Source organism: Mesobacillus harenae, from assembly GCF_013343715.1.
GTDB classification, from domain to species: domain Bacteria; phylum Bacillota; class Bacilli; order Bacillales; family Cytobacillaceae; genus Mesobacillus_A; species Mesobacillus_A harenae.
In genome coordinates, this window is record NZ_JABUNR010000008.1 from 25,708 (window position 1) to 48,869 (window position 23,162).

Below are 23,162 nucleotides of genomic sequence, written 5' to 3' on the forward strand. Positions count from 1 at the left end.
ACCAGAGATATTTTTTTGTAAAGGTTGTGTAGGAATTGAAACAGTATTTACAGTTATGTGAACATATTTTAAAAAACGGGGCGGAAAAAGAAGACAGGACAGGAACTGGAACAATCAGTTCATTTGGTTATCAAATGCGTTTTGATCTTCAGGAAGGATTTCCACTTGTAACGACAAAAAAACTTCATCTTAAATCCATCATCCATGAGCTGCTCTGGTTTCTTGATGGGGATACGAACGTAAAATATTTGCAGGATCACGGTGTCCGCATTTGGAACGAATGGGCTGACGAAAAAGGTGAACTGGGCCCTGTATATGGACATCAATGGCGTTCTTGGACAGGTGCTGATGGAAAGACAGTAGACCAAATTAGTGAGCTTATCAGCCAAATTAAATCAAATCCTGATTCCCGCAGACTGATCGTTAATGCTTGGAATGTCGGAGAGATTGAGAATATGGCACTTCCGCCTTGCCATTGTATGTTTCAATTTTATGTAGCGGATGGGAAGCTTTCTTGCCAGCTCTATCAGCGTTCAGCCGATGTGTTCCTGGGTGTGCCTTTCAACATTGCCTCCTATGCACTTTTAACTTTGATGGTGGCGCAGGTTTGCGATCTTGAACCAGGTGAATTTATACATACCTTTGGAGATGTCCATATCTATTCAAACCACATGGACCAGGTTAAACTTCAGTTGACAAGGGAGCCTAGGTCACTACCGAAAATGAAGATAAATCCGGAAGTAAAAGATATCTTTGGTTTTGCCTACGATGATTTTCAGCTTGAAGAGTACGACCCACATCCCCATATAAAGGGAGTGGTTAGTGTATGATCTCACTAGTATGGGCTATGGATGAAAACAGAGCGATTGGAAAAAATAACCAGTTGCCATGGCGCCTTCCAGAAGATCTCAAATTCTTTAAAAAAGTTACCATGGGGCATCCGATTGCAATGGGCCGCAAAACCTATACATCCATAGGAAAGCCCCTCCCAGGCAGAGAGAATATTATTATAACTAGAGATAAAAGTTTCTTATGCGAAGGCTGTACTGTACTTTATTCTGTGAATGAATTACGCGAATATGCCCAGCAAAAGGGGCAAGAGGTCTTCGTGATCGGCGGGGCAGAAATCTTTAAAGAGATCCTGCCTGATGCAGATAGACTCTATTTGACAAAGATATACCACTCGTTTGAGGGGGATACGTTTTTCCCGGAACTCGATCTTTCAGGTTGGGAAGTAATTGAACAGTTTAAAGGGCCTAAAAATGAGAAGAATCCGTATGACTATGAGTTTTTTATTTACGATCGAAAAGAATAATGTGAGGCTTGTCTAAAGGTCACAGCTGCAGCTGCGGCTTTTTCTTTTGATCTGTATTTTTCCTAACTGTCAGCTTCGACTTTAATGGGAACGTCTAGCAAAAAAGAGGAGGAAGAAGATGCTTCGTTTAATAGCATGCTTTCTATACATGAGTGGTTATCTTGTTTACAGCATCCCAAAGCTTAAAATAGTGAACAGACTGCCCGCAGACATGCCGGTTAATGAAAGAGACAGGATAGCCCATGTGACACCACAAAAATGGTCTAAGACAATCATAAAGCTTACTGGATCAAAGGTAGACGTTTACGGGGAGGAGAAACTTCCTGAAGGGCCTGTTGTGTTTGTGTGTAACCATGAAGGAGATTTTGATATTCCTGTTTTACTTGGTTATATCAATAAGCCGTTTGGATTTATTTCAAAAATTGAAGTGAAAAGAATACCAATCCTGTCATCGTGGATGGCAGCTATAAACTGTGTCTTCCTGGATCGGAAAGATCGCATGCAGGCTGTCGGATCGATCGGAGAGGGGATTCGATTGTTGGAGAAAGGCCATTCAATAGCGATTTTTCCAGAAGGAACAAGGAGCAAAGGCGGCCCGATTGGTGAGTTTAAATCTGGAGGGTTTCGTTTGGCTAAGGGGGCTGAAGTACCGATAGTTCCAATCTCTATTGCAGGAACTTCTAAAGTTTTTGAGCAAAATGGAAAGCTGGTCAAGCCAGCTGAAATCACTGTAACAATTTGTCCTCATTTGGAATATGCCCATTATAAGGGCAGGGAACTAAAAGAACTTGCCGAAGATGTCAGGCAAACCATCATTTCAACCCAAAGCCAAAAAAGAATCGCTTCGTAATAAGGGGATAAAACAAGGCCGAACGAAGGTGCTCGGGCTGGGCGATGAAGGTTGACGAATATAACGGAGCCGGCTCCGCAGGAAAAAAGCTTGTACCTGCTAGGATGATTCTCGGAAGCTTGCTTTAGTGTCCAGAACTAACAAATGGAAGCTCCGACAAACTAACCTCTTTATCGGAGCTTTATTTGGGAACTAAATCGGCAGACCTCCAGGAATAAGAATTAGGTTCGACATAACTGAAACGTATTTATGAGAGGGAGACGCTCAGATTGTTTCTTCATATTCCGAAAGTAGCTTCATCATGCTCTGGAACTCTTGAACATTACAAAACTCCTCTGCATGAAAATGGATTTTAACCCACTGAATGAGCTCAAGCGGGGTGTTGAATACCTCTCCGCTTGTATCACTTTTTCTAATCATATAGCGGCCGTTATCCTCATCGAGGGTTATTTCCACCGGAAGGGCGCCATCATAACTGAGCAGGGAAATCTCCAAGCCGTTTCAGCCTCCTATCATGTAAATTTGCCTTATTATATGTTTAGGAAAAGGGATTTTATACAAGTTGAATCAATAAAATGTTCAAATATTTTCATAATTCATTGAAAACATAATGATACGTGATATAATGAACAAATTAATGACAGAGGATTAACGCGGGGGGATAGTATGGAACAGAAAACCAAAACTAAAAAATGGGTGCAAGTTGAAGATATTCTGATAGCTTACAGGCATCTTAAAGACATAGTAGCGCATACGCCTTTACAAAAAAATGAGCGTTTATCAGATAAATACGGCTGTACTATTTACTTGAAGAGAGAAGATTTACAGCATGTCCGCTCTTTTAAATTGCGCGGTGCCTACTATACGATGAAGCTGCTAGAAAAGGAAATAGTCAATACAGGTGTTGTTTGTGCAAGCGCAGGAAATCATGCTCAGGGAGTTGCATTCGCATGCAGACAGCTTGGTGTAAACGGAAAAATCTTTATGCCAGCAACAACACCGCGGCAAAAAGTCAATCAGGTCGAAATGTTCGGCAGAGGAAATGTTGAAATTATCCTCATAGGTGATTCTTTTGATGATTCCTACAAAAAGGCAGTAGAGTGTTCTGAAAAAGAACAGCGAATGTTTATCCATCCTTTTGATGATGAACGAGTAATAGCCGGACAAGGAACAGTAGCGGTTGAAATTTTAAATGACTGTGAAGACCCTGTTGATTATGTTTTAGGCAGTATTGGCGGCGGAGGACTTATGTCGGGTGTAGGAACCTATGTAAAAAGTGTTTCTCCTTCAACCAAGCTGATTGGTGTCGAGCCGGCAGGGGCTGCATCGATGCAGGCAGCTATTGATCACAATGAAGCTTATTCACTCGAACATATTGAAACCTTTATTGATGGTGCGGCAGTTAAACGTGTTGGAAATAAAACCTTTGAGATTTGCCGAGAAATCCTAGATGATATCATGGTTATTCCTGAAGGAAAGGTCTGTACGTCAATACTTGAACTATATAATGAGCATGCAATTGTAGCAGAGCCTGCAGGAGCTCTTCCAATTGCAGCACTGGATATGGTAAAAGAAGAAATAAAGGGTAAGACAGTAGTCTGTATTATTAGCGGAGGCAATAACGATATTAGCAGAATGCAGGAAATAAAGGAAAGATCCCTTCTTTATGAAGGGTTGCTCCATTATTTTATCGTAAACTTCCCACAGCGCGCTGGAGCACTAAGAGAATTCCTCGATGATGTTCTTGGGCCAGATGATGACATTACCCGGTTCGAATACACGAAGAAAAATAATAAAGATAGCGGCCCAGCATTAGTTGGGGTTGAATTGAAGAATAAGAACCAATACACACCACTTGTGACTAGAATGGAAAGAAAAGGATTTCCATATTTGGCGATTAATAAAGATAACCAGCTTTTTAGTTTACTGGTATAATAAAAAAGGGAGTCTTCCTCCCTTTTTTTCGTGAAATGAGAAAAGTCACAATCTTGTAATTTCTTAACCGTTTTGTGAAATTCTTATGAACTTTAACGGACTTTTCCCCACAAACGAAATAAAAGTACTATAATCATAGTAGATTTAACAATGCAAATGAAAAGGGGATGTTGATTCATGTTATCAAATATCGGTGTACCCGGGTTAATTTTAATACTAGTGCTTGCCTTAATTATTTTCGGACCGAAAAAACTTCCGGAAATTGGCCGTGCCTTTGGACAAACTTTGCGTGAGTTCAAAAAATCGACTCGTGAACTGACTAGCGATGTAATGGAAGATTTTGAAGAAGAGAAAAAAGAAGCCACAAAAGCACCAAAATAAAAGGTGTAAGAGACTTTTGTCTTACACCTTTTTCATTCACAGCAAACAACATTAGGATGTTATTTAGCTTTGAAATTAAAACAAAAGCCAGTAAGACTTGTGACTAAATAAGCAATATATGGCAGGGGAACTATATGGAAGATAAAGAACTTAACCTCATTGACCATTTGGATGAATTGAGAAAGCGGCTGTTTATATCGGCGGTAGCCTTTGTAATATTTTTTATAGCTGGATTCACTTATGTTAAGGAAATTTATAGTTGGTTTGTGCGGGATCTGGATGTAAAGCTGATTGTCCTCGGGCCAAGCGATATTATTTGGATTTATTTTATGATTGCCACCGTAATTGCGATAGCAGGTACAATTCCTGTGCTTGCACTCCAAATATGGATGTTTGTTAAACCAGCTCTTAAGCCGTTTGAAAAGAAACTCACAATAGCATATATTCCTGCTTTGTTCGTTCTGTTTCTTGTTGGACTGGCATTTGGATATTTCGTTATTTTCCCTACCGTTTTGAGCTTTTTGATCGAGCTCGGCGGGGATATGCTTGCCACAAACTTTACGGCTGAAAAATACTTTCGCTTTATAATGAATATGACCTTGCCTTTTGGAGTACTGTTTGAGTTGCCTGTTGTTGTTATGTTTTTAACATCTCTTGGCATAATTAACCCATATGTTCTACAAAGGATACGAAAATACGCATATTTCGTTCTAATTATTATTTCTGTAGTGATCTCCCCGCCGGACTTTATGTCAGATGTCTTAGTGACGATTCCACTTCTGTTTTTATATGAAATTAGTATAAATCTTTCTAAGATAGTTTATAAGAGAAAGCTTAAAAGGGAACAAAAGTGGGCAGAGGAACATGGTTACGATAATGAAACTGAAAATGCAGGATAGCGGTGATTTACCCTTTGGATTTCAAAATCTGAGGGGTTTTTATTTAGGGGCTTTTTGCATGTGCAGAAATGAGAACACTTGCTAAGAAAATTTTTTTAACAGCGCATAATCAGACACATTTCGAGAGCAACATAAGGTATAATATATTCAAACGGGGATAAAAGAGGATTGATATTTTGTTATACAAAAGCCTAGAGTTCAAAAACGCTGTTGGACAGAAGGTTAAAGTTTCTGAGATTCCTTTATTGGGAGAAAAAAGCCCTTATTATTTCATGATCCAAGTCCGTTTGCAAACATTTATTACATCCATTTACCGTGAGAAAACTGCTCGAAAATATTACTCTTTTAAGGATTATTTGAAAAGAGTACTCAAATGGCCGGACTACGAACAGATATTTAAATCCGGAGAATTGAAAAATAATGCGTAAATCTTTTTAGCGCCTTTCCAGGGCGCTTTTTGTTTTGAAAAGAATTGAATTTTCTGTACTTTAGCGGTTCTTGTAATTCCCCTAATAAATAATCATTGATATAATAGACCAAATAGCGGTTATGAGAGGAACGTGTCTAAAACTCGCAAAATTATTAACTAGATTTTGAATGGGGTGTGATAGTATGACGAAAATTAAGATTGTTACAGACTCAACAGTGGATTTATCAGATGAAATAATTGAAAAGTACGGCATTAAAGTAGTCCCCTTATCGTTATCAATTAATGGTGAAACATATCTAGACCGCGTTGATATTACTCCCGTAGAATTCATGACAGAAATGAAGAAATCTAAAGAGCTGCCCAAAAGTTCACAGCCTTCAGCAGGAGAGTTTCTTAACGTTTACGATCAGCTTGAAGAAGAAGGTTTCGATGTAATTTCCATACATATGACTGGTGGAATGAGCGGTACAGTTCAATCGGCTGAAAGTGCAGCCAAATTGAGTAAAGGGAAGGTTACCGTCGTAGATTCCCGCTATATTTCAAAAGGCTTAGCCTTTCAGGTTATTGAGGCAGCAATTATGGCTGATCAGGGGAAGGACATAGAAGAAATCGTTGCTCGTCTGAATGAAATTCGTAAAAACACTCGTTTATTTGTGGTCGTTGATACCCTGGAGAATCTGGTAAAAGGAGGGCGTATCGGAAAAGGCAGAGCCATGATGGGATCTTTGTTAAATATTAAGCCGATAGCATCTCTAGAGGGAGGCGAATATACTCCCGTGTCCAAAGCTAGAGGGCATTCACAAGTGATTAAATTCCTTACTAAGCAGTTTGAGGAGGACCTAAAAGGCAGGCAAGTCTTGGGGGTAGGGTTGGTGCATGCTGACGGGTATCAATTAGCTGAAAGGCTTAAAAAGGAAATCTCAAACAAAACAAGTTTTGATCAGTTCGAGATCCAGGATACTACCCCGATAATTAGTACACACACAGGTCCCGGAGCTATTGGGTTTATGTATTATTTTAAATAGCATAAAGCCTGAACAATTTTGTTCAGGCTTTTTATATTTGCTGCAAAGGAATTCGAAAGGAAATGTCGAATTAGCTATTAATCTTTACCATCTAAAGGACTGAGAATATGGGCATAAAGCAAAGGTTTAAAAACCTCCAGTTATATCATAAACTTTTTTCGTTAACTTTATTAATTACTTTCTTTGTTTTATGTACAACTGCTGGTTTTAACTTTTTCCTTCATTCTAAGCTGCTAACAGACCAAATGACCTCTCGAGCAGAGGGACTTGCGAGTTTGTGGAAAACGACAATAGCACCTGAGGATATAGAAAAAGCGCTTGAATTTATTGAGACAAGCCATCCTGCCAAGGATCGTTTAATCGATCATGTTTCCTTGGTGCATGAGCAGAATTCTTCTGTATTAGGTGCCTATTTAATGACAGTGGATGATTTGGAAGCAGGCAGGTTCAAAATTATTGCTGCCTCAAGGCATTATAACGACTTTTTTAATGAGGAGGTTAAACATTATAATGGAGGCCCTGAATTTATTAGTGCCTTTACACAAAGCATGAACAGTAATTCTGTTTCTAGCACCTCTGTGTATAGAGATCAATTCGGAACGTGGATTACAGCTTTTGCCCCCATAAAAAATCAAAACGGAGCAGTCATTGCGCTTCTCGGTATTGATCTGGATGCATCAATCTTGAAAAGAAGCCAGGCTGAAATTCTCCTGCTGTTGGCCTGCGGGTTCATCGCTGTGTCTTTGATCGTGTATTTTGTTTTAAGATGGGGACTTAAAAAGGTGCTTCAGCCGGTGGATGATATTGTTTGTGGCATTAAGCAGGTAAGCGCAGGGAACTTTAACGTCAGCTTGCCTATTCATGACCAATCAGACCTTGGTCAGCTTAGCCTTAAATTTAATGAAATGACTGTACAATTATCTACCCTTTTTGCCACGTTAACTGCCGCCTCTGATCAGCTTAAAACGATCAAGGAGATTAATGAAAGCACTCCGTTGCTTGAAACTGCTATTGGCCAGATGGAAAGTCTATTAGAGCACACAAAGGTTCAAAAGGAACTCCAGCATGCAGAAAAAATGAATGCCATCGGTCAGCTTGCTGCTTCTGTGGCTCATGAGATTAGAAACCCATTGACCGTAGTAAAAGGCTTTTTGCAGATCTTCTCTACTAAAGAAAAGATGAGCAAAGAGGAGGTTATGTTCATTGGATTAATGATCGAAGAGATTAATAGAGCAGAATCAATTATAAATGACTATCTTGAACTCGCAAAACCCGATATGGCCAAGTCAGAAAGGATTGATGGAAGTGATTTAACTGTAAATGCTATTGATTTAATGAGCACATATGCAATGATGTCAAAAAATATTGTCTTAAAGTCGGATATTCAACCGAATGTAAATGTAAAAGGCAGTAAAAATGAATTAAAGCAGGTACTAATTAATATTCTTAAAAACGGAATTGAAGCAATGAAAGAAGGCGGAGAATTAGAGCTTACCCTCAAGGATGATGGCAGAAATGCAATATTTACTATTTCAGATACAGGGATAGGTATGACAGCAGAGGAGCTCGACCGCCTAGGGACGGCCTTTTATTCACTAAAGGAAAAAGGAACTGGAATGGGCTTGATGGTTTGCTATCAAATCATTGAAAGAATGAGGGGACGCATTGAGGTTTACAGTAATAAGGGAGAAGGGACCACATTCAAAGTATATGTGCCCCTGGCAGAAGACGAGGAAGAGAATTAGCTTGTACTGACTTGTTGCTTTACATCAGACTGGAGACTGCTAACATTGGTTTATTCTAGTAAATAAAAATAAGCGGATTTTCTTTCTTCTTTTGTACGGGTTTGCTAGAATAATGTCTGTACGTATATTAAGATAGCAGGTGAAAAGAATGAGATTTAAGATACTTTTTCTTCTTGGTTTTTCTGTGCTTCTCCTTGCAGCTTGCGGAGGAAATGAGATTAAAGATGCACACAATTGGCCTGTAGAGGACTTTTCAGCAACAAATCAGGATGGGGAATCATTCGGGCTTGGTGATTTAGAGGGAAAGGTTTGGATGGCTGATTTTATTTTTACTAACTGTGAAGATGTTTGCTTTCCAATGACCGCTAATATGGCAAAACTTCAAAGAATGGCAGCAGAGGCTAAGATTGAAAATATTGAATTTGTTTCTTTTAGTGTAGATCCAAGTGTTGATGATCCCAATACACTATCAGAATTTGCGAACTCATTTAATGCTGATTTACAATCCTGGAATTTCCTAACAGGCTACTCGCAGGAAGAGATTGAAAGCTTCGCTGTTGATAGTTTTAAAACACTGGTAAAGAAACCACAGCAGGGTGACCAGGTTGCTCATGGCACCAGCTTTTATCTAGTCAACCAGGAAGGTACAATTGTAAAAGATTATAGCGGTTTAAATGAGATTCCATTTGACGAAATTTTGGAGGATATTAAAACATTACAATAGACCTGGAAACAGGTCTATTTTTCTTCCGTATCCAAGGGGCCACTCCATGGTTACTCGTGTTATAATTGGGGAATAACAACTCATGGCAGGTGACTCACTTTGCGCAAGATCTTTACTATGTTTCTTCTATGCCTTTTGGTTTTAATTTCATGTAATCCTTTAAATTCTTCAATAGAAAAAGAGTTTCATATAAGTAAAGAGGTTCATTATCGAAATAAACTCTCTCCAGAACCTGACTTTTTCCCAAGGCAGATTAATATTGTAGCTGCAGGAGATTCATTGACAGAAGGGATAGGGGACAGCACAAAACGGGGCGGCTATTTGCCTTATTTAGAGGAATTGATTGAGAAGGAAAAAAACATACGAGAAGTTCGAATGGATAATTTCGGTATAAAGGGGAACAAAAGTTCACAGCTGATTGACCGAATAAAAAGTGAAGAAGTTCGAACCAGCATCAGAGAGTCTGACATGGTAATCTTGACGATTGGCGGCAATGACGTTATGAAGGTTGTCAGGGAAAATTTTACTCAGCTTGAACTTGATCCATTCAACGTTGAACGGAGCAACTATGAGAAAAGGCTTGTAACCATATTAAACGAAATTCGTTCCATTAATAACGAAACAATGGTTGTTTTGGTTGGTTTATATAATCCATTTTATAAGTGGTTTACCGATATAGAGGAAATGAATGATATTATCGACGAATGGAATAGCGTAAGCCGGTCAATAGTAGCCCGTTATCCATCAGCCTACTTTGTGGAAATAGGTGATATTTTTCAAACAGAAGAGGAAAATTTATTATATACAGATCAGTTCCATCCTAATGACAGAGGATATGAATTGATGGCTCAGAGAATATTCGAAAGTTTGGGTGGAGAACCATTGAAGAGCATTGCCAGGAATGCTTATACTGCTAGTGAAAAGGGGAACAGTGATTAATGAAAAAGCATTGGAAAATGGCCTTTTTTATTCTGATGGGCCTTAACATCACAATCGTCTTATATATACTGATAAATTTATTTCTCCCTATTGAGGGAGGTACACCTGATGTGGCAGACCGGGGTACAAATGAAGATGTAGGGTTTCTTGTAACAAGCAATAAATCTGATTTGAATAAAGTCATAAATCACTATCTCGATGAGGAAATAAAATCCGGACAGATTAATTATGATGTCATTCTGGATCATGAGGTAGACCTGTATGGCACCCTTGCTGTTTTTGGGCAGGATCTCCAAATGAAGCTTTCTTTTGAACCTCAAGCATTGGAAAATGGCGACCTGCTTCTTAAACAAAAATCAATGTCTATTGGCAGGCTGCAGCTGCCGGCCTCCCAAGTAATGAAAATTGTCAGAGACCGATATGCCCTTCCTGACTGGGTTATCATACAGCCAAAAGAAGAAACAGTCTATGTATCGCTTCAAAACATGGAGTTGAAGAGTGATATAAAAGTCAGAGCTAATGAATTTGATCTTAAATCCGATAATATTTCATTCACGCTGTATGTTCCGGCAAACTAAAGATACCGTATCTGCCTTCCCTTTTATGACGTCAGGAAGATACACTTTAAACCCTTTCTTATGAAGGGGTTTCAGACTGTAGGCAGGACTCGAAGAAAATTGAGTCTCCCTACAAGTCTTTTTTTAATTTAAAATCAAGATAGAATAACCACTGTGGTTAGATTATCACTCCGGGCGGACGCTTTCCGCGGGCGGGGCCGAGCCGCTTCCCTCGCTACGCTCAGTCCAAGGTCTCGACTGTCCCGCTTTTCCCGCAGGAGTCGCCACCCTCCGCTCTAATCAACTTTATTACACATAATCAATATAAGAAGAGGCAGAACATCCTCTTGAAAATGCTATCGCATTTTCTTCAGTGCGGCCTTACCCATGGAAGCCCTTCAATGTCCTGGGGGAGTACTGTCCCGCGGAGAAGAAATCGGCCCTTTCCCACCATTCCACTAAAAAAATGACAAAAGGCAGCGAGGAAAGGCTTCTCGCTGTCTTTGTCGACAATTCTTTTATGAAGGGGTTTTTATAATTGTTCAGGAAACTATAAAGTTCCAGTTTGGTGGTCAACCTCCCAATGATAAGTCAACATCGAATCGCTTCAGTTTTCCGTGTTTCCTTTACTTAGTAGGTGTCCTCCAGTCCATAGGTCGCTTAACGGGCACTTGCGCTTTTGTTATGATATTTGCAGATATAGGGCACATTTGTTTAACTTAGTTAAATTTAGCGTTAAAATAGGAACAAACGGGAATAAGAATAACGGAAGCTAGAAAAGAGGGTGTTTTTAATGGTTCAGAAAAGCGAAGAAGTTGCAATATTTGCTGGCGGCTGTTTTTGGTGCATGGTGAAGCCATTCAATGAGCAGCCAGGGATTATTAATGTTGTATCCGGATACACCGGAGGTCACAAAGAAAATCCTACTTATGAAGAAGTCTGCTCAGAGACCACTGGACATTATGAAGCAGTTCAAATTACGTTTGATCCTGATGTGTTTCCGTATGAAAGGCTGCTTGAGCTATTTTGGCAGCAAATTGACCCCACAGATCCAGGCGGACAATTTTTTGATCGAGGCCGCTCTTATAAAACAGCTATATTTTTCCAAAACGAAGACCAAAAACGCTTAGCTGAACAATCTAAGCAGGAACTTGAAAACAGCGGCCGTTTTGACCGCCCTATCGTAACCGAGATTCTTCCAGCAAAAGAATTTTATCCTGCTGAAGAATATCATCAAGATTTTTACAAGAAAAGTCCGCTAAGGTATAACGCATACCGAAAAGGATCTGGAAGAGATGCCTACATACGGACCTATTGGGAGGAATAGTATGGAAAATCGTGAAGATTTAAAGAAACGGCTTACACCAATTCAATACGAAGTTACACAAAACAGTGGAACGGAACCACCTTTCAGAAATGAATATTGGAATGATTTTCGGGAAGGTCTTTATGTTGATATTGTTTCAGGCAAGCCGCTGTTCAGTTCGAGGGACAAGTTTGACTCAAGCTGCGGATGGCCAAGCTTTACCAAACCTCTTGCAGAAGAAGAAGTCATTGAAAAGGAAGACAAAAGCCACTTTATGGTCCGTACGGAAGTAAGAAGCAAAACTGCGGATTCTCACCTTGGCCATGTATTTGACGATGGGCCGGGGCCTGAAGGGTTACGATATTGTATCAATTCTGCTTCACTTAGGTTTATTCCAAAAGAGAAGCTTACCGAAGAAGGATATGGGGAATATGTAAAGTGGTTTAACGACGAAACAAAAGGCTGATTGGAAGGATTTGATCTCTATATGTTTAAAAAGCTATTTGGCAAACAAGAAGAAAATAAAACCGTACAGCTAGTGTCACCAATTACAGGGGCTATTTTAAGCCTAGAAGAAGTCCCGGACCCAGTATTTTCTCAAAAGATGATGGGTGACGGCATTGCCATTAGGCCAAATGAAGGGGTTGCCGTTTCTCCGGTAGATGGCGAAATTATTCAAGTATTTCCTACGAAGCACGCGATTGGAATTAGAGCCAATAATGGTGCCGAAATCCTTCTCCATATTGGGCTTGAAACGGTTTCTTTAAAGGGAGAAGCTTTTGAGACCCATGTTTCAGAAGGAGATCAGGTTAAATCAGGGGATAAACTCGTCACCTTTGATCTTGGTATCATTTCTGAAAAGGCAAGCAGTACAATAACGCCAATTATAATTACAAATACAGACCAAACATCATCAATAAAGGTATTGGGCAGCGGCCAGGCAGAAAAAGGTACGACCCCCCTTTTAGAGGTTACTCTAAAATAAACAGCGAAACAAAAAAGAGAAAAGCAGCGGCTTTTCTCTTTTTTGTTTTTTTATTTACCTTTTGTCGTCATTCCACCTGACAAAATAAACTTCATTGCGTCCTCCGGTTTCACGTCAATCACTTCTACTTGATCTTTTGGGACAAGGAAAGTGAAACCGGCAACTTGAAAGGTTTGTGGAACATAAACCGCAACGCAATCCTTTAGGGGGCTATACAAGCTCTCGAGCTGGTCGGCAGTAATAAATCCCATACTTTTCATGTCGGTGCCAGGTATCGTGATAAGGGCTACCTTGGAAAAAGATTTTTTTTCACCCAAAAAGGAGTGAACGGTATCTTTTATTACTGAATAAACGGTTTTAACAAAAGGGATCTTTTCAAGTAAGCGGTCAACAAGTTTGATAACACTGCCCGTAATAAACTTAGTAGACAACCATCCGAACACAGTGATTAAGATAACGGTTGTTAATAATCCAATGCCAGGAATATAGTCTTCTCTAAAATAGGGCCTTAATAAATTTCCAAGTAACCCATCTAAAAACATAAACAGTTTATAAATTACATAAATCACAAGAATAATAGGAACAATCGTCAAAATTCCATTGATAAAGTTTTTAAAGATACTTTTCATACACATTCCCCTGTTAATTAAATTATGTGAGTACAATACACCTATTCTTGCAAAAATACAATAGGATTCTAATCATTTGGCCGGAACATGGAGTGAATTAGCAAAAGTGCCTAAATAATTAATGATTATATGGGCGAACGCACATACAGGCCAAGTACCTGGGTCATATGTTAAAAGTGAAACAGATATAACAAGTAAGGAGTGAAGCGTTTATGCATTACAAACATGATGGATTTGATCACGGTGCACCGGTTGCTGGCGCAGGTTATTATGGTACCCCGTATGTTGACGCAGGCTATTGCGGTACGCCTTATGTAGGCGGAGTAGCGAACAATTGGTTCCCGCTTATTGTTGTCTTGTTTATACTATTGATTATAATAGGTGCTGTTTGTTACGGCACCTGGTAAAAACAGAAAAGAATTGCCCTGCTATTCGGGCAATTCTTTTTTTATCGTGCTCTAATAGGTTCCAATTTACGGATTACCGTATATAAGTTAACGTCGAAACGCTACGGCTTTTCTGTTTTCTTTATCTCAGGCGATGTACTCCAGTCCAAAGTCGCTAAAAGGTGGTTGCACTTTTGCTCATGAGACAAAAACTTATTGGCGACACTTTTTACATATACTGAATTTTTCGTTAACGTTCTATTCACGAACAATATCGTAATTGACCATTAAAATAGTTCGTTAATTAGATTGACTATGCTATGGTTTTTTGTTATATTTACCAAGGATCATCTGAATTTATATAAAATCCTTAGTGGGGGTAATGATATGAAATCAAATTATGACGTGATTGTGGTCGGAGCAGGTCCTGCCGGAATTTTCACCTGCTACGAATTAACATTGAAAATGCCAGAAGCCAGAGTATTATTAATTGATAAAGGTCATGATATTTATAAAAGAAATTGCCCGATTTTACAGAAAAAAATTGAGAAATGCCCACCTGCAGCAGGTAAAAAGGATTTTGCAGGCTGCCTCCCAGCCTGTTCGATAACAAATGGGTTTGGCGGTGCGGGTGCCTATTCGGATGGGAAATTTAATATTACGAGTGAATTTGGCGGGTGGATGACAGACTACCTTTCTAATTCTCAGGTAATTGATTTAATAAAATACGTAGATGGAATTAATTTAGAACATGGCGCAACTGAGAGCATCACAGATCCTTTAACACCTGAGGTTAGGGAAATTGAACATCGTGGCTACGCAGCCGGCTTAAAATTGCTAAGGGCCCAGGTACGCCATCTTGGCACTGAGCAAAATCTCGAAATCTTAAAAAGTATATATGTGTACTTAAACGATAAGGTTGACATGGTATTTAAAGCTGAGGTGGAAGACCTTATCACTGAGAAATCGAAAGACGGCCATAATGTTAAGGGGATCCACCTTAAAAACGGAGAACAGATCTTTGCTGACAAAGTAGTTATTGCACCTGGACGCGATGGTTCTACATGGCTTGCAAAATTATTAAAATCCCGCCGTTTAAAAATGATAAACAATCAGGTAGATATAGGCGTTCGAGTGGAAACATCCAATATTGTTATGGAAGAAATCAATAAGCATTTATATGAAGGTAAGTTTACCTTTAACACATCTGTTGGAACTAGAGTGAGAACTTTTTGCAGCAACCCATCTGGACATGTAGTTGTAGAAAATCACTCTGGGATCATGCTGGCAAATGGACATGCCTATAAGGACCCTGCGCTAGGCAGCCCGAATACGAACTTTGCCTTACTCGTCTCACATACCTTTTCAGAACCGTTTGATAAGCCTAACGAATTTGCACACGAAGTTTCTCGCCTGGCAAACAGCCTGTCAAATGGCGGTTTGATTGTTCAGAAATATGGCGATATCTTAAAGGGAAGAAGATCAACAGACAAAAGGATTAAAGAAGGCTTCCTTGAGCCGACCCTAAAAGAAGCAGTTCCTGGCGACCTTGGACTAGTTCTTCCGTATAACACGATGAAAAGCCTGATCGAAATGACAGAAGCATTAAATCATGTAAGCCCAGGTTTGGCTTCCGAGCATACACTTTTTTATGGGGTTGAAGCAAAGTTTTATTCAGCTAGACCAAAATTAACGGAACAGTTTGAAACTGAAATTAGCGGACTCTATGTCGGCGGTGATGGGGCCGGAATTACAAGAGGTCTCGCCCAAGCTGGGGCATGTGGTGTATGGGTGGCCCGTAATATTATTAAAAAAATAAAAACCGCAAAAGAACTAGAGCCGGTTGGTGTGTAATCTTAAGGCCTGTCTATGTGACAGGCCTTTTTTCTGTTTTAGATTAACATACCAAGTTATGGATAAGAGTATGTGTGGTGCTTATCAGAACCAGCATCTAGCCAATTTTTCCGAACAGCACGCCCAGCGGATACGAGTGCTGCAGTGGAAATCACCGGTCCAATTAAATGAGTCAGTGATAAAGGCCAGAATGTTAACTATTCGTAACGTTTCGGCCTTTTTTGTTTGCAGACTTCAGTGGCCTTGTCAGCTATTTTTTATTGACAGTACTGGCTGCTCTAATAAGTCCCAGAACGTATTTTCTTTTCTGCTAGTCTGAAAGAAAATATAAGAAAGATTCATCTTCATTAATCATATAATTTATCGAACTGTCGTAAAGTGAATATTTAGGCTTTCATATGGAACGGAGTGAGGCAGTGGAGCAGTCCTATCTTATTAAACCGCAGCTTGATGAAAGTTATCCGGCCATTGATTATGGGAAAGGCATTTATTTGTTTGATTTGGATGGGAAAAAATATCTCGATGCATCTTCAGGAGCTGTAACAGCTAATATCGGACATGGTGTAAAAGAGATAATTGAGGCGATGCAGAAGCAGGCAAACAGAGTGTCTTTCGTTTACCGGTCTCAGTTTACAAGTGAAGCAGCAGAGCAGCTGGCTCGTAAAATTGCCCAGCTAACTCCTGGGGACTTAAACTGGTCTTTTTTTGTGAATAGCGGGTCTGAAGCAACAGAAACGGCGATGAAAATTGCGATTCAATATTGGCAGGAAAAAGGAAAGCATAAAAAAAATAAAATAATATCAAGATGGCTAAGCTACCACGGAATCACGCTGGGTGCTTTATCTATGTCCGGTCATACTGGCAGGAGATCTCGGTTTGTGCCGCTGCTTGAAGATTTTCCGGTCCTTCATCCACCATACTGTTACCGCTGCCCGTATAATCTCAGCACTCCTAAGTGCGGCACTTTATGTGCCCATGAGCTGGAAACAATCATTAAAAGAATGGGCCCAGAAAATATAGCCGCTTTTATTGCGGAGCCGATTGTTGGAGCTGCGGGGGCTGCAATTACACCACCACCTGATTATTATAAAATCATTAAATCGATTTGTGAAAAATTCGATATTCTATTTATTGCTGACGAGGTCATGACCGGTTTTGGGCGAACTGGCCCCATGCTTGCCATTGAACATTGGCAGGTTATTCCTGATATTGTTGCGCTTGGAAAAGGGATGGGGGCAGGCTACGCTCCAATCGCAGCTGCTTTGGTCAGTGAACGGGTGATGGAGCCCATTTTAGCTGGGTCCAAATCGATTATGAGCGGTCATACCCTTAGCGCTAATCCGCAATGCTGTGCTGTTTCTCTGGCAGTTCTGGAATATCTAGAAAAGAATAAACTGTTGAACGATGTAGAGTTCAAAGGTGTGTTTTTAAAAAACAAACTTTTAAAGCTTAAAGATGCCTACTCTTTTATTGGAGACGTTCGCGGGAAGGGTCTGTTAATCGGAATTGAGTTTGTGGCTGATCCGGATAGCAAGCTACCTTTTAATAAAAGAATAAACGTCACACAAGAAGTTGTTTTGCTAGCTAAACAGAATGGCCTTCTAGTTTACCCTGCAGGTTCAGGTGATGACGGGGAAAACGGAGACGCTATCTTAATCGCCCCCCCGCTAACGATAACTAAACGGGAGATTGAGGATGTGGTTTTTCTTTTAAAACAAACATTTGAGGATCTAAAGAGTTATTTAGGAAAGGTTGCTGTCCAGGGGGGAGAATAGGATGGAAAATCCATTTAATAAAATAACAGATATAAAACATATTATGAAATATTATCATGATGGAATGGAGTTAATGTTTGGAGGCTTTGGTGGTGTCGGAAGCCCCCCAGGTTTAATTGATGCTCTATTGCATAGTGGGAAAACGGAACTTACTTTGATCGGAAATGACACTGGATTCCCTGATATTGGAATTGGGAAAGTAATCCGGGCTGGAAGAGCGAAAAAAGTAATTGCCTCACACATAGGCTCTAACCCAATTGCCGGACAATTGATGACAGATGGAAAACTAGAGGTAGAGTTTTCACCGCAAGGAATTCTTGCGGAGCGAATAAGGGCAGGTGGAATGGGTCTAGGAGCTATATTATCAGATATTGGTATGGACAATGAAATAGTGTCAGGCAAGAAAAAGCGGTTCACATTAAATGAGAAAGAGTATCTTGTAGAACCTGCGTTAACCGCTGAGGTCTCTATTGTATATGCGAAAAAAGGCGATCCTTATGGAAACCTTGTTTACGATAAGAGTGCTCGAAATACAAATCCCCTCGTTGCAATGGCCGGCTCTATTACAATAGCCGAAGTGGAAGAGATTGTACCACTGGGGAACTTAAATCCTGAAGAGATTGTAACCCCGGGGATTTTTGTGGATTACTTGATTCCATCGAGTGGGGTGAACTGGAAATGGGCATGGGAATAGACGAGAGGAACCAAATGGCAAAAAGAGCTGCTGAAGAAATAACAGAAGGTATGGCCGTTAATCTAGGTATCGGAATTCCTTCCCTTGTGCCCAATCATTTGCCGTCTGAGTTACTTGTGATGTTTCATGCGGAAAATGGAATACTCGGAATTGGCGGCACACCATTAAAGGGCTCAGAGGATGAAAACCTCTGCAATGCTGGAGGGTTACCGGTGTCTGTTGTACCAGGAGCATCTTATTGTGACAGTGCCACGGCCTTCGGAATGATCAGAAGTGGAAAAATAGATATGACGATACTTGGGTCATTACAGGTCAGCCAAACCGGTGATTTGGCCAATTGGATTGTACCTGGAAAAAAGGTTCCAGGTATGGGCGGTGCAATGGAGCTGTCACAAAAAGCGAAAAAAGTAATCGTTTTGATGAAACATACCGATAAGCACGGCCAATCGAAACTTCTCGAAAAATGCACCTTGCCGTTAACTTCGGGAGCTTGTGTGGATATGGTGATTACAAATATGGCTGTTTTTGAAATCAAAGACCGATCACTGGTTCTAACTGAATTATTTTCACCGTACAGCATAGAAGAGGTTACCGAAAAAACGGATTGCGGATTCTTATCTGCAAGTAAAATTAGAAAAATAGAATACTAACTTGACGGGGAGTGAGAGGGTGGAAACGATTGAGAAAACACTAAAAGATTATTTGAAGGATAACCGGCTCCGGGGAACCCGGCTGCTCCAAAAACTCGTTCAGGAGGATAGCACAAGAGGAAATGAAAGCTCAGCCCAGGCCGTTATAGTGGAAAAATGCCGGCAGTTAGGCCTTCACCTAGACATTTGGGAAATTGGTGAAACAAAACTGGTATCCCATGAGGCATTTTGTTCTGACAGGAAAGACTTTTCGGGAAATCCCAATGTGGTAGGGGTCCTTAAAGGAACAGGAGGCGGAAAGTCTCTTATTCTAAACGGGCATATTGATGTCGTACCAATCGGTAACCGGAAGGACTGGGACCAGGATCCATTTAGCGGACATATTAGCTGCGGAAAACTATTCGGCCGCGGAGCGACAGATATGAAGGGCGGAACAGTCTCCATGCTCATGGCTCTGGAGGCGATTATTAAAACAGGAGTGAAACTTAAAGGTGATGTTATCTATCAAAGCGTAATTGAAGAAGAAAGTGGAGGAGCAGGAACACTTGCAGCTGTTCTCAGGGGTTATAAAGCAGATGGAGCAATTATTCCAGAGCCAACGAATATGAAATTTTTTCCAAAGCAACAAGGATCTATGTGGTTTCGAATTACTGTAAAAGGTCGTTCTGCTCATGGGGGTACAAGATATGAAGGGGTAAGTGCTATTGAAAAAGCTATGTCATTGATCGGGAGGCTGCAAGCTTTAGAGAAAGCAAGAAATGAAAAAATTACAGATCCTTTATATAAAGGAATTCCTATACCTATTCCAATTAATATTGGAAAAATAGCCAGTGGGGAATGGCCTTCATCCGTTCCAGATATTGCGATTATTGAAGGCAGGATGGGTGTCTCTCCTGAAGAAAGTCCTGATCAGGCAAAGCAGGAAATGCTAGAATGCCTCAAGGATTGGGAGAACGCCGACCCGTGGATATCCGATCATAAGCCTTCTATTGAGTGGTTTGGAGGAAGGTGGCTGCCCGGCAGTTTACCTGTTGATCATCCGCTAATGACTACAATGGCAGAAAGCTTTAGTGAGGTTAAAGGAACAGCTCCAATTATTGAAGCATCTCCTTGGGGAACGGATGGGGGTATTTTATCCTCGGTAGGTCAAACTCCTGTAGTTGTCTTTGGGCCCGGAACCACAGAAGCAGCCCATGATACCAATGAGTTTATTAATCTGGCAGATATGTTTGAGGCTGCGGAAGTAATAGCTCTTGCCATATTAAAATGGTGTGAAGCTGCAGACTAAAAGGGGAAAACCGAATGGGGGATATTCGTATTAGAACGCTGATTCCCGGTCCGCTGGCAACAAAGCTGTTAGAACGAAAGGGAAAAAATGTTCCGCAGGGCCCCTTCAATACCCTTCAAACGTTTGCAGCAAAAGGAAGAGGGGCTCTTCTGACTAATATAGATGGCAATACGTTGATAGATTTTCCCGGGGCAATCGGTACTCTAATATTGGGCACTGTCCACCCGAGGTAGTTGCCGTCCTGCATGAACAAATTGAGGCTTACCTGCACCCATGTTTCCATGTTATCCGCCTATTAATGCCGCTTGTAATAACGCCTAAACAATTAAATGAAGGGTTTGATGTGCAGGAGTCTGCGAGTATAGAAAATGTCTCACACCAGAAGGTAAAATGGATAAAAAGTATACGTGTTTATATTTATTCAATGCCTGGCTGCACAGGCTTTCGAACTATAGGGGGGACAGCATGGGCGAAACGAAACAACTGGCGGGAAACGATTATTATTTAAATGTATTTGTGGATCCCGAGAATGGACGTGTTCGAATTGATGATTTCTGGGGAAGTACGGAAAAAATCCTTGTTACAGCAGAAGAGCTTAGTAAGGAGAATGGTGCAGAAAAGCTGATTGTAAAAGGAAGGTCAGAACAGTTAGCAACCTTATTAAAATATGGATATCAGCTTGAAGCCACAGTTGACAGATACTTCCTTGGTTCTGATGCATATTTTTTTTGTAAATACTTTTCATCCGCTCGCAGCTGTAGTGAAAGCTGGATTACAGAAGACAGCATTATAAAAAGCGTGTATTTGCTTGGCAATTCAGAGCAAACCATTCGTCTTCCAAAAGAATATCAGTTAAAGAGGATAGCAGAGAAGGATAGTGAAGTTTTGGCTGCTCTTTACAAGCAGGTTTTTCAGGTATACCCTACGCCTCTGAATGATCCCGAATATGTCAGAAAAACCATGCAGGATGGCACAGTTTATTTTGGCTACTTCTTTAAAGGAGAGATTGTCAGTGCAGCGTCGGCTGAAATAAACACTTTTTATAAAAATGCAGAATTGACTGATTGTGCTACTTTGATAAAACACCGAAAACATGGCTTAATGAAAGTCTTGCTGCAAAGGCTAGAGAGAGAATTGAAAGAAAACGGAATATTTTGTGCCTACTCGATTGCCAGATCTCTGTCATTTGGAATGAATGCAGCTCTTTATCAGCTTGGTTATGAGTATAGGGGACGACTTAAGAATAACTGTTATATTTATGACAAGCTTGAAGATATGAATATGTGGGTGAAGAATTTAAGTTAAGGTGCTGAAATACTGGCATAGAAAGCCGAAAAGTCGGCATGAGCAGGAAAAGGGAGGATGTGAAAATATGGGGAGCATGGAGGAGATCACCAAAGAAATTCTATCTGCCATTTTAAATGGAATAGACGAAGCCATACACGTGGTCGATACAAATGGAATAACCATTTTTTATAACGATGTAGCTGCCCGGCATGATGGCCTGAACGCAGAAGAAGTTCTTGGGCGCCCCTTGCTGAATATTTTCCCCTCTCTAAACAAATCCTCAAGCACTCTCCTTAAAGTGATGGAAACGAAAATGCCTCTATACAATCAAACACAGACATTTGTAAATGTTCATGGAAAAAGAATTGAAACTGTTAATACCACTCTTCCGATTTTTATCAATGGAAATATGATTGGAGCCGTTGAAATAGCTAAAGATTATTCAAGGATCAAGCAGCTGTCTGAACGGCTGGTTGACATTCAGCAAGGCTATAAAAAAATAACCGCGAAAACCAGAAGAGAACAAACGAAATTTACATTTGCGGATTTACTTACTAAAAATCCGGCATTTTTAAAAATTAAACAGGAAGCAATCAAGCTTTCTAAATCTGATTCCCCCATCCTTGTTTATGGAGAAAGCGGAACTGGGAAAGAGCTATTTGTTCAGGGGGTGCATCGAGCTTCACGGCGGAGTGATGCTCCTTTTGTGGCTCAAAACTGTGCTGCTATCCCTGAATCTCTTCTTGAAAGCATTTTATTCGGTACAGCAAAGGGGAGCTATACAGGGGCCGTAGAAAGACCTGGACTATTAGAGCTTGCTGATGGAGGAACCTTGTTTCTTGATGAATTGCACACCATGGCTATTGAATTGCAGGCTAAGCTTCTTCGCGTACTTGAAGACGGGATGGTCAGGCGAGTAGGCAGCACAAAAAGCTTCGGGGTGAATGTCAGGATTATAACAGCAATGAACCTCCATCCTCACCAGGCTATTAAGGAGGGCCGTCTTCGCTCTGATTTATTTTACAGATTAAGTGTTTTAGGTTTCGAATTAATTCCTCTGCGTGAGCGCCCTGATGATACCTTATACTTAGCTGAGCATTTTATTACCCTATTCAATAGGCAACTGGGTAAACAGATTGCGGGCTTTGATAAAACTGTTGAAAACCTGTTCCTTAACTACTCTTGGCCAGGGAATGTCAGAGAACTAAAACATACGGTTGAATACATGATGAACATATGTGAAGGCGCCACACTTACTGAAAATGAACTGCCGTTGATGCTAAGAGGAGAAAGAGGAGTGAAACAGCAGGCACGAATAGATTCTTTATCCTTAAGAGAGAACCTAAGCAGGTTTGAGTCTGAACTCATTGAAAGGGCTCTTGCCGCTAGTAACGGAAATATAAAAAAAGCAGCTGCGCTTCTGGAAATCCCTAGGCAGACCTTACAGTACAAAATTAAAAAAGTAAACAAACGACCTGCCGAATAACGGGCAGTTTTTTTGTCTTTAG

Annotated in this window: 26 protein-coding genes; 24 read left to right on the forward strand and 2 right to left on the reverse strand. The window is 40.5% G+C overall.

Annotated features, from left to right (window positions below; translation table 11 throughout):
• Positions 1–35: 35 nt before the first annotated feature.
• The 3 genes from HRJ06_RS10910 (at position 36) to HRJ06_RS10920 (ending at position 2,165) form a co-directional block, all read left to right on the forward strand.
• Positions 36–830, forward strand: a complete 795-nt coding sequence (locus HRJ06_RS10910) for a thymidylate synthase (RefSeq protein WP_174732929.1) — start codon at positions 36–38, stop codon at positions 828–830.
• Positions 827–1,315 carry a dihydrofolate reductase gene (locus HRJ06_RS10915; RefSeq protein ID WP_174732931.1) on the forward strand — a complete coding sequence of 163 codons (489 nt, stop codon included), beginning with the start codon at positions 827–829 and terminating at the stop codon, positions 1,313–1,315. The genes HRJ06_RS10910 and HRJ06_RS10915 overlap by 4 nt, the downstream gene beginning before the upstream one ends.
• Before the next feature lie 118 nt (positions 1,316–1,433).
• Complete coding sequence (locus HRJ06_RS10920; protein WP_174732933.1) at positions 1,434–2,165, forward strand: lysophospholipid acyltransferase family protein; 732 nt, start codon at positions 1,434–1,436, stop codon at positions 2,163–2,165.
• Positions 2,166–2,429: 264 nt separating this feature from the next.
• Here HRJ06_RS10920 and HRJ06_RS10925 read toward each other — a convergent pair whose 3' ends face one another.
• The gene (locus tag HRJ06_RS10925; protein WP_174732935.1) at positions 2,430–2,660 is read right to left on the reverse strand and encodes a hypothetical protein; all 231 of its coding nucleotides are present in this window, start codon (positions 2,658–2,660) and stop codon (positions 2,430–2,432) included.
• 171 nt (positions 2,661–2,831) lie between these two features.
• Between HRJ06_RS10925 and ilvA the strand changes: the two genes are divergently transcribed.
• The 12 genes from ilvA (at position 2,832) to HRJ06_RS10985 (ending at position 13,091) form a co-directional block, all read left to right on the forward strand.
• Positions 2,832–4,100 carry a threonine ammonia-lyase IlvA gene (gene ilvA, locus HRJ06_RS10930; RefSeq protein ID WP_174732937.1) on the forward strand — a complete coding sequence of 423 codons (1,269 nt, stop codon included), beginning with the start codon at positions 2,832–2,834 and terminating at the stop codon, positions 4,098–4,100.
• Between the two features lie 177 nt (positions 4,101–4,277).
• A complete protein-coding gene (locus HRJ06_RS10935) occupies positions 4,278–4,481 on the forward strand; it encodes a twin-arginine translocase TatA/TatE family subunit (protein WP_174732939.1) in 204 nt (67 codons plus the stop codon).
• A gap of 134 nt (positions 4,482–4,615) precedes the next feature.
• Complete coding sequence (gene tatC / locus HRJ06_RS10940; protein WP_174732941.1) at positions 4,616–5,380, forward strand: twin-arginine translocase subunit TatC; 765 nt, start codon at positions 4,616–4,618, stop codon at positions 5,378–5,380.
• Positions 5,381–5,556: 176 nt separating this feature from the next.
• Positions 5,557–5,808: a DUF2535 family protein gene (locus tag HRJ06_RS10945; RefSeq protein WP_174732943.1), complete on the forward strand. Its 252-nt coding sequence runs from the start codon at positions 5,557–5,559 to the stop codon at positions 5,806–5,808.
• A gap of 184 nt (positions 5,809–5,992) precedes the next feature.
• Positions 5,993–6,835, forward strand: a complete 843-nt coding sequence (locus tag HRJ06_RS10950) for a DegV family protein (protein ID WP_174732959.1) — start codon at positions 5,993–5,995, stop codon at positions 6,833–6,835.
• A gap of 275 nt (positions 6,836–7,110) precedes the next feature.
• Entirely contained in the window at positions 7,111–8,580 is a 1,470-nt protein-coding gene (locus HRJ06_RS10955; RefSeq protein ID WP_242035207.1) for a sensor histidine kinase, read from the forward strand.
• A gap of 148 nt (positions 8,581–8,728) precedes the next feature.
• Positions 8,729–9,304 carry an SCO family protein gene (locus HRJ06_RS10960; RefSeq protein WP_174732960.1) on the forward strand — a complete coding sequence of 192 codons (576 nt, stop codon included), beginning with the start codon at positions 8,729–8,731 and terminating at the stop codon, positions 9,302–9,304.
• 99 nt (positions 9,305–9,403) lie between these two features.
• Entirely contained in the window at positions 9,404–10,243 is an 840-nt protein-coding gene (locus HRJ06_RS10965) for an SGNH/GDSL hydrolase family protein (RefSeq protein ID WP_174732961.1), read from the forward strand.
• On the forward strand, positions 10,243–10,821 hold the full coding sequence (locus tag HRJ06_RS10970) for a YpmS family protein (protein ID WP_174732962.1): 579 nt from the start codon (positions 10,243–10,245) through the stop codon (positions 10,819–10,821). The genes HRJ06_RS10965 and HRJ06_RS10970 overlap by 1 nt, the downstream gene beginning before the upstream one ends.
• Positions 10,822–11,593: 772 nt before the next feature.
• Positions 11,594–12,127, forward strand: coding sequence for a peptide-methionine (S)-S-oxide reductase MsrA (msrA, locus tag HRJ06_RS10975; RefSeq protein ID WP_174732963.1), 534 nt, complete (start codon positions 11,594–11,596; stop codon positions 12,125–12,127).
• Between the two features lies 1 nt (position 12,128).
• The gene (gene msrB, locus HRJ06_RS10980; protein WP_174732969.1) at positions 12,129–12,572 is read left to right on the forward strand and encodes a peptide-methionine (R)-S-oxide reductase MsrB; all 444 of its coding nucleotides are present in this window, start codon (positions 12,129–12,131) and stop codon (positions 12,570–12,572) included.
• Positions 12,573–12,593: 21 nt separating this feature from the next.
• Positions 12,594–13,091, forward strand: a complete 498-nt coding sequence (locus HRJ06_RS10985) for a PTS sugar transporter subunit IIA (RefSeq protein ID WP_174732971.1) — start codon at positions 12,594–12,596, stop codon at positions 13,089–13,091.
• 50 nt (positions 13,092–13,141) lie between these two features.
• On the opposite strand, the gene HRJ06_RS10990 is transcribed toward HRJ06_RS10985, so the two are convergent.
• Positions 13,142–13,720, reverse strand: a complete 579-nt coding sequence (locus tag HRJ06_RS10990) for a DUF502 domain-containing protein (RefSeq protein ID WP_174732973.1) — start codon at positions 13,718–13,720, stop codon at positions 13,142–13,144.
• A 212-nt stretch (positions 13,721–13,932) separates the two neighbouring features.
• Between HRJ06_RS10990 and HRJ06_RS23475 the strand changes: the two genes are divergently transcribed.
• From HRJ06_RS23475 to HRJ06_RS11035, 9 genes are all read left to right on the forward strand, one after another.
• Positions 13,933–14,127 carry a YjcZ family sporulation protein gene (locus HRJ06_RS23475; RefSeq protein WP_197969930.1) on the forward strand — a complete coding sequence of 65 codons (195 nt, stop codon included), beginning with the start codon at positions 13,933–13,935 and terminating at the stop codon, positions 14,125–14,127.
• Between the two features lie 366 nt (positions 14,128–14,493).
• Positions 14,494–15,960 carry an NAD(P)/FAD-dependent oxidoreductase gene (locus HRJ06_RS11000; protein WP_174732975.1) on the forward strand — a complete coding sequence of 489 codons (1,467 nt, stop codon included), beginning with the start codon at positions 14,494–14,496 and terminating at the stop codon, positions 15,958–15,960.
• Positions 15,961–16,376: 416 nt separating this feature from the next.
• A complete protein-coding gene (locus HRJ06_RS11005; RefSeq protein WP_174732977.1) occupies positions 16,377–17,735 on the forward strand; it encodes an aspartate aminotransferase family protein in 1,359 nt (452 codons plus the stop codon).
• Position 17,736: 1 nt separating this feature from the next.
• Positions 17,737–18,429, forward strand: coding sequence for a CoA transferase subunit A (locus HRJ06_RS11010; protein WP_174732979.1), 693 nt, complete (start codon positions 17,737–17,739; stop codon positions 18,427–18,429).
• On the forward strand, positions 18,414–19,079 hold the full coding sequence (locus tag HRJ06_RS11015; RefSeq protein WP_174732981.1) for a 3-oxoacid CoA-transferase subunit B: 666 nt from the start codon (positions 18,414–18,416) through the stop codon (positions 19,077–19,079). Before HRJ06_RS11010 ends, HRJ06_RS11015 begins: the two co-directional genes overlap by 16 nt.
• A gap of 19 nt (positions 19,080–19,098) precedes the next feature.
• Positions 19,099–20,367 carry a peptidase gene (locus HRJ06_RS11020; protein ID WP_174732983.1) on the forward strand — a complete coding sequence of 423 codons (1,269 nt, stop codon included), beginning with the start codon at positions 19,099–19,101 and terminating at the stop codon, positions 20,365–20,367.
• 14 nt (positions 20,368–20,381) lie between these two features.
• Complete coding sequence (locus tag HRJ06_RS11025; RefSeq protein ID WP_174732984.1) at positions 20,382–20,600, forward strand: hypothetical protein; 219 nt, start codon at positions 20,382–20,384, stop codon at positions 20,598–20,600.
• Between the two features lie 232 nt (positions 20,601–20,832).
• A complete protein-coding gene (gene ablB, locus HRJ06_RS11030) occupies positions 20,833–21,672 on the forward strand; it encodes a putative beta-lysine N-acetyltransferase (RefSeq protein ID WP_174732985.1) in 840 nt (279 codons plus the stop codon).
• A 67-nt stretch (positions 21,673–21,739) separates the two neighbouring features.
• A complete protein-coding gene (locus tag HRJ06_RS11035) occupies positions 21,740–23,140 on the forward strand; it encodes a sigma-54 interaction domain-containing protein (protein WP_242035208.1) in 1,401 nt (466 codons plus the stop codon).
• The last annotated feature ends 22 nt before the right edge of the window (positions 23,141–23,162 follow it).